This window comes from Phocaeicola oris, assembly GCF_021295095.1.
GTDB classification, from domain to species: Bacteria; Bacteroidota; Bacteroidia; order Bacteroidales; family Bacteroidaceae; genus Phocaeicola; species Phocaeicola oris.
In genome coordinates, this window is the sequence record NZ_JAJLQX010000007.1 from 89894 (window position 1) to 108501 (window position 18608).

General features: G+C 40.6%; 12 protein-coding genes. 2 read left to right on the plus strand and 10 right to left on the minus strand.

Annotation, left to right across the window (positions count from 1 at the left end; genetic code table 11):
- Positions 1–101: 101 nt before the first annotated feature.
- Entirely contained in the window at positions 102–1559 is a 1458-nt protein-coding gene (locus LO761_RS05285) for an NHL repeat-containing protein (protein WP_272817282.1), read from the minus strand.
- A 43-nt stretch (positions 1560–1602) separates the two neighbouring features.
- Positions 1603–4281: a hypothetical protein gene (locus tag LO761_RS05290; protein WP_272817283.1), complete on the minus strand. Its 2679-nt coding sequence runs from the start codon at positions 4279–4281 to the stop codon at positions 1603–1605.
- A gap of 365 nt (positions 4282–4646) precedes the next feature.
- Between LO761_RS05290 and LO761_RS05295 the strand changes: the two genes are divergently transcribed.
- The gene (locus LO761_RS05295) at positions 4647–5819 is read left to right on the plus strand and encodes an acyltransferase family protein (protein WP_272817284.1); all 1173 of its coding nucleotides are present in this window, start codon (positions 4647–4649) and stop codon (positions 5817–5819) included.
- Positions 5820–5855: 36 nt separating this feature from the next.
- On the opposite strand, the gene LO761_RS05300 is transcribed toward LO761_RS05295, so the two are convergent.
- The 5 genes from LO761_RS05300 to LO761_RS05320 all read right to left on the minus strand — a co-directional run bounded on the left by LO761_RS05300 (position 5856) and on the right by LO761_RS05320 (position 10716).
- On the minus strand, positions 5856–6488 hold the full coding sequence (locus tag LO761_RS05300; RefSeq protein WP_272817285.1) for a porin family protein: 633 nt from the start codon (positions 6486–6488) through the stop codon (positions 5856–5858).
- Positions 6489–6566: 78 nt separating this feature from the next.
- Entirely contained in the window at positions 6567–7703 is a 1137-nt protein-coding gene (locus tag LO761_RS05305) for a hypothetical protein (protein ID WP_272817286.1), read from the minus strand.
- Between the two features lie 67 nt (positions 7704–7770).
- Positions 7771–8691: a DMT family transporter gene (locus tag LO761_RS05310; RefSeq protein WP_272817287.1), complete on the minus strand. Its 921-nt coding sequence runs from the start codon at positions 8689–8691 to the stop codon at positions 7771–7773.
- Between the two features lie 93 nt (positions 8692–8784).
- Complete coding sequence (locus LO761_RS05315; RefSeq protein ID WP_272817288.1) at positions 8785–10392, minus strand: pseudouridine synthase; 1608 nt, start codon at positions 10390–10392, stop codon at positions 8785–8787.
- Positions 10393–10395: 3 nt separating this feature from the next.
- Positions 10396–10716: a hypothetical protein gene (locus tag LO761_RS05320; RefSeq protein ID WP_272817289.1), complete on the minus strand. Its 321-nt coding sequence runs from the start codon at positions 10714–10716 to the stop codon at positions 10396–10398.
- Between the two features lie 137 nt (positions 10717–10853).
- On the opposite strand from LO761_RS05320, the gene LO761_RS05325 reads away from it, so the two are divergent.
- Entirely contained in the window at positions 10854–11936 is a 1083-nt protein-coding gene (locus LO761_RS05325; RefSeq protein ID WP_407951545.1) for a phosphotransferase enzyme family protein, read from the plus strand.
- A gap of 188 nt (positions 11937–12124) precedes the next feature.
- On the opposite strand, the gene LO761_RS05330 is transcribed toward LO761_RS05325, so the two are convergent.
- From LO761_RS05330 to LO761_RS05340, 3 genes are read right to left on the minus strand one after another with little or no spacing between them, the layout of a single operon-like run.
- Positions 12125–15073, minus strand: a complete 2949-nt coding sequence (locus LO761_RS05330; protein WP_272817290.1) for a DEAD/DEAH box helicase — start codon at positions 15071–15073, stop codon at positions 12125–12127.
- A gap of 10 nt (positions 15074–15083) precedes the next feature.
- Positions 15084–17549, minus strand: a complete 2466-nt coding sequence (locus LO761_RS05335; protein WP_272817291.1) for a bifunctional UDP-N-acetylmuramoyl-tripeptide:D-alanyl-D-alanine ligase/alanine racemase — start codon at positions 17547–17549, stop codon at positions 15084–15086.
- Complete coding sequence (locus LO761_RS05340; RefSeq protein ID WP_272817302.1) at positions 17516–18505, minus strand: GSCFA domain-containing protein; 990 nt, start codon at positions 18503–18505, stop codon at positions 17516–17518. Before LO761_RS05340 ends, LO761_RS05335 begins: the two co-directional genes overlap by 34 nt.
- Between the last annotated feature and the right edge of the window lie 103 nt (positions 18506–18608).

The following is an 18608-nucleotide window of genomic DNA, read 5'->3' on the forward strand; positions in this document are numbered from 1 at the left end:
GTACAATGATAGAAAGAGTAATTTCTACCTTATAATAGAAAGAGGACGTGACGTTCATTAATCACACCCTCTTTCATCTTTCAAATCTTTCAAACACGAAACTATTTATTCGTATTTATTACAGCAAAGAACTCACCGCGTTTAAGCAATCTGTACAGGTCACCATTAGGATATTCAAACAAGAGATACTGTAATGTAGCTTCCTTGAACGATTTAACATGCCAACTTCCATAAACAAATACATGCCCCTTATCATCAGCCGACATAGACATAATCATACGGGCAGCTCGGCCATCTTGATCGATAATAGGACCATAATCGGTAATCTTATTATGATCGTCTCCATCCTTCAACGATATGCTTCTAAGGTGCAACTTTCTATCTACATATTTATCGCTTGACGGATCTATCTCTCGTTCATCCTCAGAGAAAATCTTTCTTGCGTCTTCCAAACTCTCATACTGAACGAAATATAGTTTATCACCACCTACAGCAGTCTCAAAATAGTTAGAACCTATTGCGGCAATCTCTTGAAAAGCTTCACCATTCTCAATGTTCTTCATCGGATCAAATATCCAAAGATGTTCATCCCCACCGCCAAGCGTACCCATTGAGAAATAGCATTTCGTCCTATCTTTAAACGGAGAAAGCCAAGTCCAAGCTCTTTGAGTCAAATTATGGGCATCAACCGGAGTACCGTCAATAAGTCTGCCTTTCGGCAAAACATCGACATACGTCTCAATCTTATCCTGATCGGGACGATAAACATAAAGATTACCTTTATCATTCTCATATTCATAATTCCTCTTCCAGAGTGTGAACCATACATTACCTTTATTATCAATAAAAAACCAAAAAGAAGCAGCCTTTCTTCCTTTGACCACCAACCCAAGGTCTTTCTTCTCACCCGAATCCATATCTATACTATATAAATGGCATCCGTCCGATTCATACAGTTCCGGAAGGAACGGAACGACAAATACATAAATCTTTCTCCTCTGCGGATCAATGCCCAAAGCAGAATATATAGAATATCTCGGCCGGACAATACCATAATCCTTGAACTTACCGGTTGCCATCTCATATCCTAAGACATGAGCACCTGTATAGTTCTCGATACCCTCTTTCCAATAATTAGACAGATGGGTACAAAAATACAACCAACCATCATCTTCTGCAATCGGAGAATGTATCTTACCTTGTTGAGAAAGTGTAGCGCTTTCCCCACAAACCTCAGTCATATCCTCAGTCAACATCGTATGCTGATAAGTCGTAGGATTGAACTTATGAAACCCTGCGCCATGACTCTTCGAATGAGTAGATGATGAGAAATAGCAATTTCCATCCGAAGCTACTGTCATGCCTTGCCATTGACCATCCCACTCCTTACAAATCTTATTCATGGAAATGGAATAAATCTTATAGTCTTTCATCTTTTCATTCACATTTACATTCATACTATCTGCATCGGCTTGCGGAGTAACCTTTGCAGCTCCACCACAAGAACTTAATATAGCCAGAACCGCTCCTGCCATAAAAAATAGAAAATTCGTTTTCATTATCTTGACTTTATAATTTTCTTTACCGTATTACGTATAAAACTTATCTTTCCGTGATAAGATTTCTGTCTCTCAGTTCCTTCACACCGGTTTCCCATGAACTGCCAGCAGCCCACATATAATATGAGAAATATGAAGTCGTATTCTGATACAACGGCAACCAAGGTTGCAACTCTGTATATGGGTAATGCGAATCACCATTCGTTTCCAAATTCATCCACATGTGCAAGAAGTATGGACGATGAACCGGATAAGCTCCGACAAAAGAGATGTTCTCTCTCGTATCGTAACCGGCATTCCATCCCTCCTGCAATGTCAGAGTTTTACCCCACATCTTATTCGGATTCATAATATATTCCTGATTTCCGCCAACTTCCGGAATAATAAACTTATCCTCTGTTCCATGTGTCTTACCAATAGATAGAATAGGCTGAGGACCAAGTACATTCATCTCCGGATGAATCATTGTCAAAGCAAAACGAATTCCAAGTAACGGTGTATTACCATAGAGCGAGAACGTTTTCTCTATAACACTTCCGTAAAAGTCGGCTGTCATCTTCACCTCTGCATAGCTTCCACCTTTCTTTACAACTTCTGCTTTATAAACCTTATGTGTTTCAACACTGGCCTGACCTAAGAAATCTTCAAATCCACCGTATGGATAAAATCCCCACTCACGGAACGGACGGTCAACATCATTCGGCTTCTCAGGCCAAAGCTTGAAGAATAAGTTGTCATCCTTCGATTTCAGATAATACTCTATAATTCTGGCACCGGTAGTCAATAATGTAACCCGAACCTGATCATTCTCCATCACATATTCGTTAACACCATCTCCATCAATATCGACTTCCTTTAAAGCAACTTCTCCTGCTTCATCACTAATGCCTACCTGACTCTGAGCTTTAGTCCCCAATGCTTCAGTAGTGACAATATAGCTGCCGGAAGCCTGCTTAATATCGAATATAACTGTCGCGAAAGTACCTTTCTTAATCTGAGCAGACTTAATATCGGTAGCAAGAACTTTATTAGGATTATCTTTTGACGCAATGGAAATCTTCACGTCAACATTTTCGTTATCAGTGAAGTTATGAACAGTTACAGGGAATTGAAATCCAGAAGCAGGACCGTACAGCAATTGATGTTCTGAAATTACCGGAGCCAAATCTAAAGAAGCCATTGTCGACTTTGAGGCATTATCCCCGTCGAACTTAACAACTATAGGATGAATACTACCCATAGCCTCGACCGAAGGAGTAAGTTCAAGCACAAGTTCCTTTGTACTTCCGGCAGTCAATTGAACTTTCTGTAAAGCATCCCCTTTCATCGTCACACCTTTAGGTAAGCCGACTGTAATGGTACCACTTATCTGATGTGAATAAAGATTGCTAACCGTAATATGGAGGTCTTTTCCTTCTACACGGGAATTCAGATGGAGTCTGTCTCCGAAATAATCTTCCAAATATACTCTGTCAAGGTAAAGCAACTGCATAGCCTGCCGGAACTGATCGGAACCCATAATGACCCCCTTCTCAGCCACAGCCACAGCACGACGGCTCATAATGGCATCCCACATCTTTGCACGATCAAAGCTATCACCTTTCTTGTTAAACAGCACCATGCTATTTGTCAATCCGCCAAGTGTCGGACCGGTTCTAATCACAAAAGGTTTATCACTATGATTGATTTGGTTAGCCTGACCAATGTTAGCATAATAGCCATCGTACTTTGCTTCCGGCATCTGGTCGTTTATATCCTTTACATTAGGCATATTGCGGAATAAGTAGCCATGCTTCTCTTCTCTGAACTTCAACCACAACTCCGATGCTCCCATCATTTGAACCTGAAGTCCGTCGTAATCATCGCACCCGTAAATAGGCGCAGAACCAAGATCGGCTATGACAACATTGTTAGCTTCGTTCACCCAGTCGACAATTTGATTATGAGCGTTGAACTCCTGATAACCATTGAAAACAAACCAAGAATTACCTTCATTCATGCCCATGCCCATCACATCAATAGGATTACCCGGAGCACAAGTAACGGTTCTGATATTCGACTCACAAGCAAACCAACCACGTTTCATATCATAACCGGTTACAACTTCCTTAGTATTCTTTATGATACCATTTAGCATAGCAAGCTGAGTCTTTTCACCCAACGCGACATACAAATTCTTCTTTCCGTTCTGCAAAACGAATGCGCTAAGAGTAGAAAAATCTTTAGCTTTCGACTGATAGTTATGTAAACTGCATACTTTCATCGGATCCTTTTCACTTAACATTTTACCTGTTTCCGATGTACGCTCGACAAATGCAAGTATATCAGCAGTTGAATTGAACGCATCCTTCAGTTGGTCGACTGTAGGATTTTCCAGTATGGCATAATTAACTCTCACCAAACCATTGACAAATCCTTCCTGCATCTGTAATCCGGGTATACCTAAACTCTCGGCAACATCAACTTTCGACTGCAGAATACTCTTTTCCAAGTCCGGAATATTGATACGGTAAAGATTACCATACCGATACTGGCGACTATATACATTCTGCCAATGATCTGTATAACCACTAAACGCAAAGTCATTCTCAACCGCCTTTACACTTTCCTTTTCCATATTCTTAAATCTATCAAGGAAAGAGCCGGAACAGCCGGTTAATAATAACGCGGCTAATAAAATAAGAGGCTTTCGCATAGCCATACTAAAAATGTTTTTCATCATACTATATTATATTTATTCTATCCTTTGTTTTTCCATAGATCTATTCACTTCTTAAGGCTCTTAGAAACAAATCTTTCTCTTGTAATGGAAGATGATTTGCGCTCCATTTCACAAAATTAAGTGTTTTTTTTGATATTGCTGCATATTAAAACCTTTTTTCTTTTTCATTACCAAAAGCGATATTCATCACCGGACAAAATAGTACATGTAATAGCATAAAGTCATTCATACGTATCCGTTGAGGGAATCATCAAATAACCTTTTTCCTGTTTCACATAAAATTTTACATTTAACCCCATAACAAATATAAATCTATTTTGTACTTTTGGCACGCTCATCATTTATGACAATAAAACAAATTCCAAATGTCAGATATTTCCTCTGCCTCATTCTCAGACAGTAAGCCCCATTATGAGTTGCTCGACGGACTGCGTGGAGTAGCAGCCTTATTAGTTTTATGGTATCATGTGAACGAAGGATATGGCTTTGCCGAGTCGGTTAACGGAGTAAGTGACGGCTTGATTAAAGTATTTAATCACGGCTATTTAGCAGTTGACTTTTTCTTCATTTTATCCGGATTTGTTATCGGATATGCGTATGACGACCGCTGGAAGAAGGGCTTTACCAAGAAGAATTTCTTTAAACGCCGGTTGATTCGTTTGCATCCTATGGTAGTTTTAGGAGCAGTATTAGGATTAATCACTTTCTGTTTGCAAGGAAACATACAGTGGGACGGAACGCACGTAGCCACATCATCCGTCATGCTCGCCGTACTCTGCGGAATGTTTCTTATTCCTGCTACACCCGGAGGTAGTTACGAGGTTCGTGGAAACGGAGAAATGTATCCATTAAACGGGCCTTTCTGGTCACTGTTCTTTGAGTATATAGGAAACATCCTTTACGGCATATTCATCCATAAGTTATCAACGAAAATCTTAGCAGGATTAACATTCATTTTAGGAGTAATTCTAATCTGGTTTACCACTTTGGATATCTCCCACTACGGCAGTCTGGGAATTGGTTGGACATTAGACACGGTTAACTTCTTTGGCGGTGCATTACGAATGCTCTTCCCGTATTCCATGGGAATGCTGCTCTCTCGCATATTTCATCCCATAAAAGTAAATGGAACCTTTTGGATATGCTCATTAGTATTGTTACTACTGTTTTGCGTTCCGTTTATCAGCGCGATGGAACCCTTTTGCATGAACGGATTATTCGAGTCGTTTTGTATCATTATCGTTTTCCCTGCCTTAGTATGGCTTGGCGCGTCCGGAACCACCACAGATAAGAAATCGACCGGTATCTGTAAATTCTTAGGCGATATATCTTATCCGCTTTATATGGTACACTATCCATTTATGTATTTGTTTTATTCTTGGCTGATAAAGAATGAATACTATACTTTCGGCCAATCGTGGGAAATGTCTGTCATCGTTATGATTTGGAATATTCTATTGGCATACACCAGTCTGAAGCTCTATGACGAACCCGTTCGAAAGTATTTAGCCAAGCGTTTTATAAATAAAAAAAGGTAGCTCAAAAAGCTACCTTCCTTACTAAAGCACTATGTATTAAAAATTAATACCGATATTTACGAACAAAGCATTGGAGCGGGCAGACAAGTCATCTTTCTTACAAACATTGGTAACACCAAACTGATAGCCGAGTTCTGCGTACATTTTATTATATTCAACACCACAGCCGAGTTTGAATCCCATATTGGCACGTTTTAAACCACCTGTCGGAGCCTTATGTTCATCAAAAGAACCGGTACTTATCGTTACACCATCTGCCGTATACTTAGTCTTACCGCTAATAGCGTATGAGAAATACGGTCCGATAAATGGAAGGAACGCAACATCCTGAGCTCTGAAACCATACTTAATCAACAATGGAATTTCTAAGTTATTATAACCAACTCTTTCCTTTCCTTTTTTACCTCCACGTTCCGTATAATACAATCCACTCTCCAAGAAAAGAGGATTGGTCTCTGAAACTCTTAAACCGACAACACCACCTAAATTAAGGCCGAGTTTACTTCCATATCTGTCAAGATCACCACTCAAACCGGCACTTGTAAACCCAAGACGGATGCCATAGTACAAATTCTCCGAATCAAGGGTAAAACCTCCACTACTGTATTGACCAAAAGAAGGGATAGCCAATAATACAGTAACAACAATAGCTATTAAAACTTTTTTCATTTTCTTCTGTTTTAAACTTAAAATATTCGTTACAAAGAAACAACAATTTTCTAACATCATCGTTTAAGTAAATGTTATTTATTGCCAATGTTCCTCAAAAAACTTTCTTTGTTCGGTGGTTAAAGCATTATATTTCTTAATCAGAGTTTGACATTTCTCCCAGTTTAACGATGTTGAAGAACCATCTTGATAGTATATTTGAATAGAAGTTGGTATAAATTGGCTGACAGCTATATTATAAAAGCTAAGGTCATGCCATGTCTGTGTACCTTTCTTATTACTCAATGCAGTGACTGTTCCTCGACAGAATACATTCTTATTTCTCGGAACGATATCATTAATCAGCATTTTGCCTTCCTCATCTACAAAATAACCGCATAGCGACACAGCCTTTACCGACTTAGGCGACAGATTTATAAAACTAAAAGTCAAATCGAAATGACCTACAATATTCACTCCTATCGGATCACTCTTTATTATATATATGGGATAGCCACTCTGATATAACAACTTGAAATCCGCCTCAATCAAGTGCCGAATTTTCTCCTGATTCTCGGGAGATATATAATTCTTCCGAAGAATCATCATCCTGTCTGCATAGCTTTCTTTTACATCCTTAGGCAAAGACAGCAATATCTTCATATCCCGCTCTTCCATTTCTAATGCCGACGCGTCAACATATCCGTAATAATCCTTATTATAAACACCAGCTTCTTTTTCTGTCAGATAAAACACATACACAGTATCTCCCTTCAAGAATGAATGATCGGATTGAAAAGCTAAATCTTTCGTCTTTGCTATTACTTGATCTTTCAACATTACTGCAGGTAAAGCCAGAGTTTCTTTCCGTACACCTTCTTCGGCTTCTTTTTTTATTCTGCTGTCATAAGCATCTTTAACTGAATCCTCATATACACGCAACCTCTCATCCTCCCGTGCAAGCAGCTCTTTAGCACTTAACATCCGGAAAATTCCGATATTTACCATCAAATAACTGATATCAACAACGGCTTTTCGCCCTTTATATTCTATCATGAAATTCCCGTCATCCATCTGATAATTAACAAGTACCTTATCACCTTTCCTTATCTTTCCTTCTTTTCCGGAAGGGAAATAAATCAAATGCCCTGACTTACGAGCTTCGGTTACTATCTGACTGTAAACCGTCATGCTTAGCAAGCAGACCAAGATAAATAGAAAATACTTTTTAAGCATATACAATTATATATTATCAACAATTATCTTTCATCCTATATAAGATTCTAACCTTATTCCTGTCAGGCTATTTCTTTACCGGCGAACTATTTGAATCATCATTTCGAGTAGTAACGATATAGGCACCAACTAAAATCAGAATACCTGCAATCGGTTTATCCCAAGTCAATATATCCTGACCGATAGCCATAGCAACAAATGCCGCGACAACTGTTTGTAAATTGGTATAAACACTTACAGTAGTTGCTTTCAGGTATTTCATCGCAAACGGAATAAGGAAATATCCAAGCACGGTAGCGAAAACAACAATAAATGCCATCTCAATGATACCATCCCACGCAATTCCCGAAGTATATAACTTGTTCGTTGAGAAATCTTTCATTGCAAACGGAACAGTAACAAGAGCAGAAATAAGGAACACCCATTTCATTTGAGTTACAGGACTGTATCTGGACGATATCTTTCTGGTTACAATCAAATAAACAGCCCATGTCAACAAACTTAGGATTGCCAAGAAGATACCTAACAAATCATTTGATCCGCCATTCAAATTCACTTTACTGGCAAAAATCATCAGCATTCCTCCAAGGAGAGCCAGTAATACACCAATAATGCTTCTGGTTGTAATCTGTTCTTTAATAAAAACAGTAGCTAAAAGCATCACCGCCACAGGAGTCATAGCGGCAACCAATGAATAATAAAACGGACTGGTATAATATAAACTGAAAGATGTCAATGTTTGAGAAACCACGAATCCAAGTAATCCGCCCAAAAGGATAACAATCAAATCTTTTGTCACGACCTTTTCTTTAGGAGCAAAACATTGGACAATCCAGAAAATAATAGCGGCACCTAAGCTCCGAGTCGCGATATATCCTATGGGTGTAACCCAATTATCTAAAAGGAGCTTAGTGACAGGAACACCTAAACCAAAAATCACATTTGCCATGAAAACGGCCGAATGACCTTTTAATTTATATCTATCCATGAATAAGCATTATAAAGTGAACGCAAAGATAAAAAATAGATAGAAAGAGAAGAAGCTATCTGTTATATTTGTTATTTATGCCTCCCTTCCTTTCTAAAAAGGGACCTCTGCTGTAAGCTCCATTCGCTCTCCCGTTTTAGGATGGGTAAAGGTTAGCTTTTCTGCGTGAAGATATAATCTGTCAGCCGGCTTTCCATATAGAGAATCTCCTTTTATCGGACAATTCAATCCATACGAAGAAGCACAATGAACACGTAACTGATGAGTTCTTCCTGTATGAGGGACCAAACAGACTCGTGTTGCACAGTCTTTTATATCAATCACTTGATAATCGGTTACCGCGGACTTTCCTTTTTGAAAGTCAACTACTTGATAAGGACGATTCAAAGGATCAGAACAAATTGGCAAAGAGATAATCCCGTGTGTCTGTTTTATTACTCCGTCTAATAAAGCGACATATTCTTTATGTATTGTCCGCTCTTTAAATTGCTTCTGCAATTGCTCGTGCGCTTCTTTTGTCTTGGTTAACAGCATGACGCCCGAAGTAGCCATATCCAACCGATGGACAATGAGCGATTCTTCCGCTGCCGGACAACGCTCTTTAATAATAGAATAAACAGAAGGCATTTGACTCTTCCCGGGAACAGACAGCATTCCGGACGGTTTATTCACGACTATCAGAAAATTATCCTCATATAATATAGGAAGTTCAAGTGAAACTTTCTCTTCCAAGGGATTCGGATCCACGCTCAATCCTTGCGTCATGAAAGTCAGAATAGGAAGACATTTTCCACGACAAGCCGGATAATACCGCAGATGGTGTCGAATCTCTTCCTTCGATGAAGCACCCCACCAGAACTCAGCCATACAAACAGGCCGATAATGATGAAGATAAGCATATTGTAACAGCTTCGGAGCACAACATTCTCCACTTCCTGCCGGAGGGATACGTTGTGAAGTGGTAGCAAATATGTTCAACAAATCTTTCTTTTCGCCCCGGGCATTCAGCATCACAAATCGGCTGAACAACCAACGCTGCAAAGCATCCGACTTTTCTTTCCGCTCCTTCTTCAAAGCATTTATTGCATCCGTGAATATGGCCAACTCTTTTTCCTTTTGAGTTATAACATGTTCAAAATGCTTTCTCATCCGACACAATTCGGCTTTCATAAATTGGCTTTCCTTTATTAACTCCGCTTTCTGTTCCGGTGTAAGAAGATGCTTTCGAAGTTCATCCCGCTGCTGTTTTGCAATCTTCATCTGCTGCCGATAGGATACAATTCGTTGATATACTTCCTCTTTTTGCTTATTCAGCCATCCTTTCATCTTTAAATAGGCATCCTCTCTTTCCTTTTCCGCAACAGCCTTATTTAATTGCGATATTTCGGCCTCATGAACCTGAAAGTAACTACCCGGCCGAAGTAAATCGTAAACAGGAGGAACAAAATACTCCCAATCGTTCCGATTCGAAAGGATACCGGAATAAGCCGCCAAATAACCCAACTCTCCTTGCTGATTCTCTACCACAAGCACTCCGAACATCTTTCCTTTTGCTATCTCTTCCTGCCAAACTTTAACTGAAGCAATATAAGTTTGCAATTCCTCAGCAGCCATCACACTAAGAGGGTGTGGCGTATAGCAAAACGGAAAGGTAAACCGCTCCGGCTTCGGGATTTCTGTATATAACGGATGGAAAGCCATCAATCAATCGGCTATGGGAACCAAATAATTGACTTTCTTTCCGGCAGACTTAGCATAAGCTATCTCGCGTTTTGTGCTTTCACCGATGTAACCATTTACGTTGATAACAAATATCTCATCGGCTAAATCTATTTTACGAAGATGCATATCATCAAGCATCTCTTTCACTCCGGGCTTCCAAACTTCCTCATCACCGGAATGACCGAACAGCCCTACCGTGATAACTATATTTCCGGACAGCGTAAGGTCCTTCTGAGCTTCCATGAACTCGTCCTTAAAACGAGTACTGCCACACAAAGTAATAATCTTGAAATTCTTTATCATACCTATCTGTAATATAAGGCAAAGTTATGAAATTCTGCTATTAAAGTCTAACGTCGTTCGTTTTTTTATATAGAATTTCCTGATTTAGCGGAAAGACGTTATCTTTGCTAACATTAATAATCAAATACATCAATATCATGGAAATAGAAGAAATCATTAAACAGTTTCCGCAAGTCGGCAAAGTAGAGAATATCAAACCGCTAACTTCCGGATTTATCAATAGAACGTACTTAGTTACTTCTGCCAATCCGAATGAACCGAATTATGTTTTGCAAAAAGTAAATCACAATGTTTTCCGGAACATTGACCTTTTAATGCATAACATCGAAGTCGTTACCAATCATATTCATGACAAACTGATTGCCGCTCATACCGAAAACATTGACCGTAAGGTGTTACGCTTCATCCCTGCCAAAGACGGTAAGACTTATTACTTCGACGGTGAGGGTTACTGGAGAATTTGTATCTTCATTCCACGCTCCAAGACATTGGATGCCGTTAATCCGGAGACCTCTTATCTGGTTGGTTTGAAATTCGGTGAGTTCGAGGCTATGCTGGCTGACGTGCCAGAGAAACTGGGCGAAACCATCCCCGATTTCCACAATATGGAACTCCGCATCCACCAGTTGCATGAGGCTGTTCAGGAGAATAAAGCCGGTCGGTTGGAAAAAGTTCAAAGCATTGTCGACGATATTGAGCGAGACGCTGAGGAAATGTGTAAAGCGGAAGAACTGTATCGCCAAGGACTGCTTCCCAAACGTATCTGCCACTGCGACACAAAAGTTAGCAACATGTTATTCGATGAAGATTCCAACGATGTTTTGTGTGTTATTGACCTTGACACCGTTATGCCAAGTTTTGTCTTCTCCGATTTTGGTGACTTCCTCCGTTCCGGCGCGAATCCTGCTCCGGAAGATGAGCCGGATTTAGATAAGATTCAATTCAACATGGATATTTTCCGTGCGTTTGCAAAGGGTTATATTGAGTCTGCCAAGTCATTCCTCACTCCTATTGAGATTGACAACCTGCCTTTTGCGGCAACGCTCTTTCCATACATGCAGGCTGTCCGATTCTTAGCCGATTACATTAACGGCGATACCTACTATCAGATTCACTATCCGGAGCATAATCTAATTCGTACAAAAGCGCAAATGAAACTTTATTACGAAGCAAAGAAAGCCGTTCCGGAAATGACGGAATACATCAACAGCATCCGATAATCATCGTATCATATACCAAAAGGGCACTTTTCATCCGGTGCCCTTTTTTGTTCTTTGCTACATTTTTGCGTCGTCCCGACGCGGGACAGTGCATTTTCTCTCGTAAAAGCACCTTCGTCGGCCGACGAAAGCATTTTTCTTGCGTTTATCTATATGTTCTCATCAATTCGTTGGAACTAAAAACAATATTATATATACCGCCATGGAATACTATCCATCAACTTTTTATAAATAGCATCGGACTGAAGGATTTCGGGAACACCAATAATAAACATCCGTTTCCTTGCACGGGTAAGCGCAACATTCAACTTGCGGTCTATTTGAACCCCATCTTCCTCCATCAAGTTCGAAAGCCATTTCAGTTGTCCAAACTCGTTAACGCTGAACGAATAAATGATGTTATCGCGTTCGCTGCCTTGGTAGCGTTCCACAGTATCAATGGAAATGCTGTTTAACTCCGGAATGTTCAGCGCGCGAAGTTCTTTTTTAATCAACGCAATCTGACTTCGATAAGGGGTAATCACACCCAAGGTCTGCGCAGAATCAAAGTTCACCGAGTCCGACTCATAAATTTCTTTGGCCAGCACAGCTACCTGTCGGGCTTCCATCCGATTGGTCTTCCCTGAAGGGCTTTGACTATCGACTTTAGAAGGAATAAACAGAACAGGTTTGTCTATATGCTCTTTTTGATGAGCCAAACCGAGCGACTCCAATTTTCCAGAGTAGAATGCGTTATTCGGAAATAGCGCGACCCCCGGATGCATACGCCCTTGGACACAAAGCATATCCATTGCCCGCGTATTCCCGACACTGCGCAAATGACGATACAGTCGTTCAAAAAGAGAATCTTTCAAGTTGTAAACAGAAATATTGCGAAGTAACGCATCATGTACCTCCGACTCCTCACCCGACTGTAATACCACTGCCGGCAATTGCTTAGGATCACCAATCAAAACAAATTTTCCGATAGCATTTCCCCCATCCGGGAATTTAGCGCACAATATGCCCAACAGTTGTGGCTCAAGTATTTGTGTCGCTTCATCCACAATAGCCACGTCAAATCGCTTCAACTTAAACAATTCGGTACGCATAGAGATAGAGGCGACTGTTCCAACAAATACACGGCAATCGCAAATCGTCTCCCGAACCTCGCTACGACTTCCGCAGCCGGCCAATATATTCGATAGTAAGTGGTCATGAAATCGTTTATCGCAATTCAATTCCGAACCCACACGAATATATTTTATCTCCGGATTTATCGCGCTGATTGATTGACAAATTTCATCGACCGCCCTGTTCGTGTATGCCACTAAAAGCACCTGTTGATGTTTTCTGAAGTAAAAATATTCCACCATTCTCCTGAGGGCACACGATGTTTTTCCTGTTCCCGGAGGACCCACCAACAAAAAGAAATCCTTCGCCGCGTCAGCTTTCAAAGCCATACGCTCAAAAACATTCTCCGCACTCCGAATTGCCTCATCATAACGCACGTCAAACCGCGGAACTCGCTGACTCAACAGCAAATCTCTCCGATCCGGATTGGCCTGTAAAAAAGAAACCAGTCCCATATACATTCCACGGAATGAAGTATCCATTGAATCATGCTCTATCGCATAATAACTCTCCGGAGGAAAGACAGACAAATTACGCTGTGAAAAACGTAAACGAATTCGGAGTTTCGCGTCTGTAATCTCGTCTATACTGCCTTTAAAAACCAACTTATTAGTGGCATTATCCGCGTCGCTGTTTCGTTCGTAAAGCACCACCACATCGCCGCTACGGAAATTAGGCATAAACAGCTCATCGTATGGCGGAATGCTCAACGTGACATACGGATGCCTCTCTTCGGATGCCTTATTATCCGTCAACTTCAGATTATAAAGAATTTCTCCCGCCTCTTTCTTCTCGGCTAACGAACTAAGCCATAGCGCGGACGCGCCCGTTCGTCCATAATAATCCATACTACCGGACTTGCTTATATAAAGTTCTTTAGTGATAAAGTTGTAAAGCGTGTAGAAATAACTCTTTTCTATTTCAGAAAGTTGAGCTATATGATTGCCAAACCGATTGACAGTCGGCTTCAGATAATTTTCCCAAAAACGGCCGTGCATACGACGAACATTCAGCGTAACGGGGTTAATCTGCCCCAATAACTCCTTGGTATAAACCATATCATTGCGTGCCTGTGTTTGATACTCGTTGGCCACAATCAGATTCCGAAGATTGATGATTTTCTTTACATCGCCCCATGATCCGCGTGACGGATAAAGCAACGGATACCGCGTGTATAAAAGATAAGGATGTGTATGCCGATGATTATGATTCATACTAAATTCCAACACTGCTAAATAGAGCAACATCTGAGTCCGATTATTCTCTTTCGGAATAACTTTTCCACGAACGGTCATTTCGTCAGCACGTCCTGATTTCATTTCAATGAAACTGCTCATATCGCGCTGCATATAGTCAAGCCTTCCCTGAATGCCAAGAGCTTCACAAATGTATGAAGGTTCAAGTACCGCGTCATTTCTGTCCAACTCATAACCCGACTGCGCAAAAGTTTCTTCTACCGTCCGGCGAATATGCTCGAAATGTACGCGGCAATCTTTAGCAAACTCTTTTTCTTTCCTTCCATCCAATAATTCTTCACACGCGGCAAGTTCAATAGGGTACATACGAAACGCCTTCTTCATACAAGAAATGAAATCGGGAGACTGCTTCCCCGCATGAATCCATTCATCTAAAAATAGATTCGCTATGTTACCCAATAGCAACGGGCGGGCATTGTCAGTCGGCTCTAACCTATTTAATAAGTAATTAACAGGATGATTCCCATAATCTTTATAGCACTCCGCCAGCGAACTGATATCCAACAGATAGTCCGGTTCCAATACCATAAACGAAGGGACATACTCATTCGGGCCGACTCTCTTAACATCCAACAGATTCAATCGGGCATCATGCCACAACACTTTAACAGTCTCATCAAACTCATCATTTTCTTTGCGCACATGATATTTTACCTTCATGACCTCTTCCGCCGAAGATCCCACAGGTAATACGTACAGATAATCCTTATCCGCGGTAAGGAGCTTTACACGTATCTTACGGATGGTCTGTTTTTCTTCTTCGTTCACCCTATCCTCCTTAATCCTGATAGTAAATTCGTTTCACACGATCGGAGACACTGGTCAAAATTTCATAAGGTATAGTTCCAAGAATATCAGACAAAACAGTAACAGGCAGGTTGTCGCCGAATATCTCCACGCGGTCACCTTCCACGCAATCAATGTCCGTTACATCAATCATAGCCACATCCATACAAATATTACCAATGTATGGAGCTTTTTGTCCATTGACCAAGCAATACGCACGCCCATTGCCCAGACGACGATCAAGCCCGTCGGCATAACCAATAGGAATGGCCGCAATACGGGAATCTCGTTCCAAACAACCCTTGCGGCTATAACCTACCGTATCCTCTTTCTTCACATTATGAATCTGAAGGATAGTAGACTTCAACGTACTGACATTATGGAGAACCTTATTTGTAAACGGATCAACGCCATATAATCCCAAGCCCAAGCGAGCCATATCGAACTGAGCGCCGCCAAAACGCTCAATACCTGCCGTATTCAGAATATGACAAAGGATTTTATGACTGAAAGCCGCCTGCAACTCACTTGAAGCCTTCTTGAATATATCAATCTGACGAACCGTATACGAATCAAACTGAGCAGAATCACTTCCTACAAGATGTGAGAATACGGAACGAGGGATAACAGCTGTCTGACGTTTCAAACGGCTAATCAGTTGAGGAATCTCTTCAGGCTCAAAGCCCAAGCGATTCATACCGGTATTTATCTTTATATGAATAGGGAAATTGGTAACTCCTTCTTTCCCTGCTGCTTTTATCAAAGCCTCGAGCAATTGGAAACTATATACTTCCGGCTCCAGCTTATAATCGAACATGGTCTTAAACGCAGTAAGCTCCGGATCCATAATCATAATAGAAGCGGTAATACCGGCCTTACGTAAAACCGATCCTTCATCGGCGACAGCAACGGCTAAATAATCCACGCGGTGATCCTGCAAAGTCTTCGCTACCTCGTATGATCCTGCCCCATACGCAGAAGCCTTTACCATACAAACTAATTTAGTTTCCGGTCTTAGCTTATTACGATACCAATTCAAGTTATCAATCAACGCGTTCAAATTAACTTCCAGAATGGTCTCGTGTACCTTTAACTCCAATCTGTCGGAAATATCCTCGAAGTGAAACTCACGAGCACCCTTAATCAAAATCACTTCATCGTGAAGCTTCTGTAAGATGTTAGAATCAATCAGTTCTTCTGTTGTCTGAAAAAAATATTTCTCCTCATCGAACAGATTAGAAGCCGCGCTTATATCCTCGCCAACACCTATAATCTTATCAATCCCCCTGTTGTGCACCATTTGAGCAACCTCTCTGTAAAGCAACTTATTACTCTGTCCCGATTCTAATATATCGGATAAAATAAGCATACGCTTCTTGCTCTTATCAGCCGATCGGCGCTGCATAAAGTCGAGCGCAATATCCAAAGAAGCTAAATCGGAGTTATAACTATCATTAATAAGCACACAACCATTCTTACCGTCTTTCACTTCAAGACGCATGGCTACCGGCTCAAGTGTGGCCATACGTTCCGCGATTTTTGTCGGAGATACCATAAAATAAAGCGCTACCGCCAGACTATGAAGCGAGTTCTCTATGGAAGCATCATCGATGAATGGAATAGTATATCGTGCCGGAATACCAAGATAGCGATACTTAATCGTGGTACTTTCAACTCCCTTTTCAACCGACTCAATGAACAGCGGACGCTCATTATCAATCTTCGACCAAGCAATCTCACGAGCCGTGAACAAGGATTTCTGAACACACGAACTTATAAGTTTATTATCAGCATCATAAATAAGAACATCACAATCTTTAAAAAGCGTAAGCTTTTCCATACATTTATCTTGCATGGAAAAGAAATTCTCTTGATGAGCGCCTCCGATGTTAGTCAGTACGCCAATAGTAGGCTGAATAATCTCACGAAGCGACTCCATCTCTCCCATTTCTGAAATGCCGGCTTCGAAAACTCCCACTTGTGTATGCTCGTTCATCAGCCAAACCGAGAGAGGTACACCAATCTGTGAGTTATAACTGCGTGGCGAACGAGTAACAATTTTATCGGGACTGAGTAATTGATAAATCCATTCCTTCACAACGGTCTTGCCATTGCTACCGGTGACACCAACAATTGGTATCCGAAATTGCTTACGATGGTCGGCAGCCAAAGACTGCAAAGCTTTTAGCGAATCTTTTACTTGAAGGAAATTAACATCAGCATAATCTGCAATATTCTCCGGCAAGTCGTTCACTACAAAGTTACGAACGCCACGTTCATATAAGTCGGGGATATATTTATGCCCATTATTTCGCTTTGTTTTTAACGCGAAAAACAAAGTCTCCTCGGGAAATCCCAAAGAACGGCTGTCGGTCAATAACCAATCTATATTTGCTTGTGCTGTGCCTATACGCTTGGCACCAATCACTTTTGAAATGTTTTCAATTGAGTTTGACATTGTTCAAGTTCTTTTTTGATATCAATATAAGGTAACTTCCTTTTAAGTTGATTTAAATTTAACACTATTCCATTTAAGAATTCACGATAACTCTCTGAACTCGGAATAAAAGGCTTATGCTTCAATTGCTTGGTTATATCTGCCCATTCATTTATAATTTGAACCGTCGACGGAGAAAAGTAACATTGCCGGAAACATTCCCATATATAGTCAATGGCTAAAGAAGAAGGATGCAACATATCATCGGAGTAGAAACGATAGTCACGCAATTCATCCATCATAATCTCATACGAAGGAAAATAATAACAATCAGACACTACCTTCTGCAATTTATGAATAGCTAAAAGAAGCGTTGATTTACTTATCTGGTTTCCGTGCAATCCGTCTTTTCTATGACGAATAGGACTGACTGTCAGAAGAATCCGAATTTTTGAATTCTGCTTTCGCAAACGCATCAGAGTTGTACTTAAGGTTTTCACAATCTCATCCACATTCAACAGGCGTCGGATGAACAAAGCCTCCGGCATCTTATGGCAGTTGCCAACAACCTTCCCGTTTTTTTCATATACCCAAGCTGAGCCAAACGTACAGATTAACACGTCTGCTTCTCTAATCAAAATGGCTGCCTGTTTTAAACGAGAATTAATCTGTTCCAAGCAAGTGGATTGGTCTATAGAAGAAAAAGAGGAATGATGCATCCAGCTGTGCCAAAGTCCATATTCATAAAACAGGTCATTAACATGATAGTTTTTTCTGTCCAACAGTTCATTCATTGCTTCAGAAACGGATAACGGATTATAAAGTACGCCAAACGGATTAATATCAATCCGAAACTTGTTATCGGCAAGTAGTTCTCCTATATTCTCAGAAAAGCACGAACCAAACAACATCAATCGATCGGAATGATGTATCTCCATTTGCTTTAACGGCAAATCTACGTGCGTCCGAAATTCCATATCCTTGATCCCTAACATAAAATTTAAGGACAAATTTACACATTATATACAATAAAATACTAATTTTGTCTCTTAAATAAAGCGAAAACAGGCTTTGTGCCTA

What these genes read in the sequence shown, in the direction of transcription:
- LO761_RS05285 (WP_272817282.1), bottom strand. Translation starts at nt 1,559, where the DNA reads ATGAAAACGAATTTTCTATTTTTTATGGCAGGAGCGGTTCTGGCTATA.
- LO761_RS05290 (WP_272817283.1), bottom strand. Translation starts at nt 4,281, where the DNA reads ATGATGAAAAACATTTTTAGTATGGCTATGCGAAAGCCTCTTATTTTA.
- LO761_RS05295 (WP_272817284.1), top strand. Translation starts at nt 4,647, where the DNA reads ATGTCAGATATTTCCTCTGCCTCATTCTCAGACAGTAAGCCCCATTAT.
- LO761_RS05300 (WP_272817285.1), bottom strand. Translation starts at nt 6,488, where the DNA reads ATGAAAAAAGTTTTAATAGCTATTGTTGTTACTGTATTATTGGCTATC.
- LO761_RS05305 (WP_272817286.1), bottom strand. Translation starts at nt 7,703, where the DNA reads ATGCTTAAAAAGTATTTTCTATTTATCTTGGTCTGCTTGCTAAGCATG.
- LO761_RS05310 (WP_272817287.1), bottom strand. Translation starts at nt 8,691, where the DNA reads ATGGATAGATATAAATTAAAAGGTCATTCGGCCGTTTTCATGGCAAAT.
- LO761_RS05315 (WP_272817288.1), bottom strand. Translation starts at nt 10,392, where the DNA reads ATGGCTTTCCATCCGTTATATACAGAAATCCCGAAGCCGGAGCGGTTT.
- LO761_RS05320 (WP_272817289.1), bottom strand. Translation starts at nt 10,716, where the DNA reads ATGATAAAGAATTTCAAGATTATTACTTTGTGTGGCAGTACTCGTTTT.
- LO761_RS05325 (WP_407951545.1), top strand. Translation starts at nt 10,854, where the DNA reads ATGGAAATAGAAGAAATCATTAAACAGTTTCCGCAAGTCGGCAAAGTA.
- LO761_RS05335 (WP_272817291.1), bottom strand. Translation starts at nt 17,549, where the DNA reads ATGTCAAACTCAATTGAAAACATTTCAAAAGTGATTGGTGCCAAGCGT.
- LO761_RS05340 (WP_272817302.1), bottom strand. Translation starts at nt 18,505, where the DNA reads ATGGAATTTCGGACGCACGTAGATTTGCCGTTAAAGCAAATGGAGATA.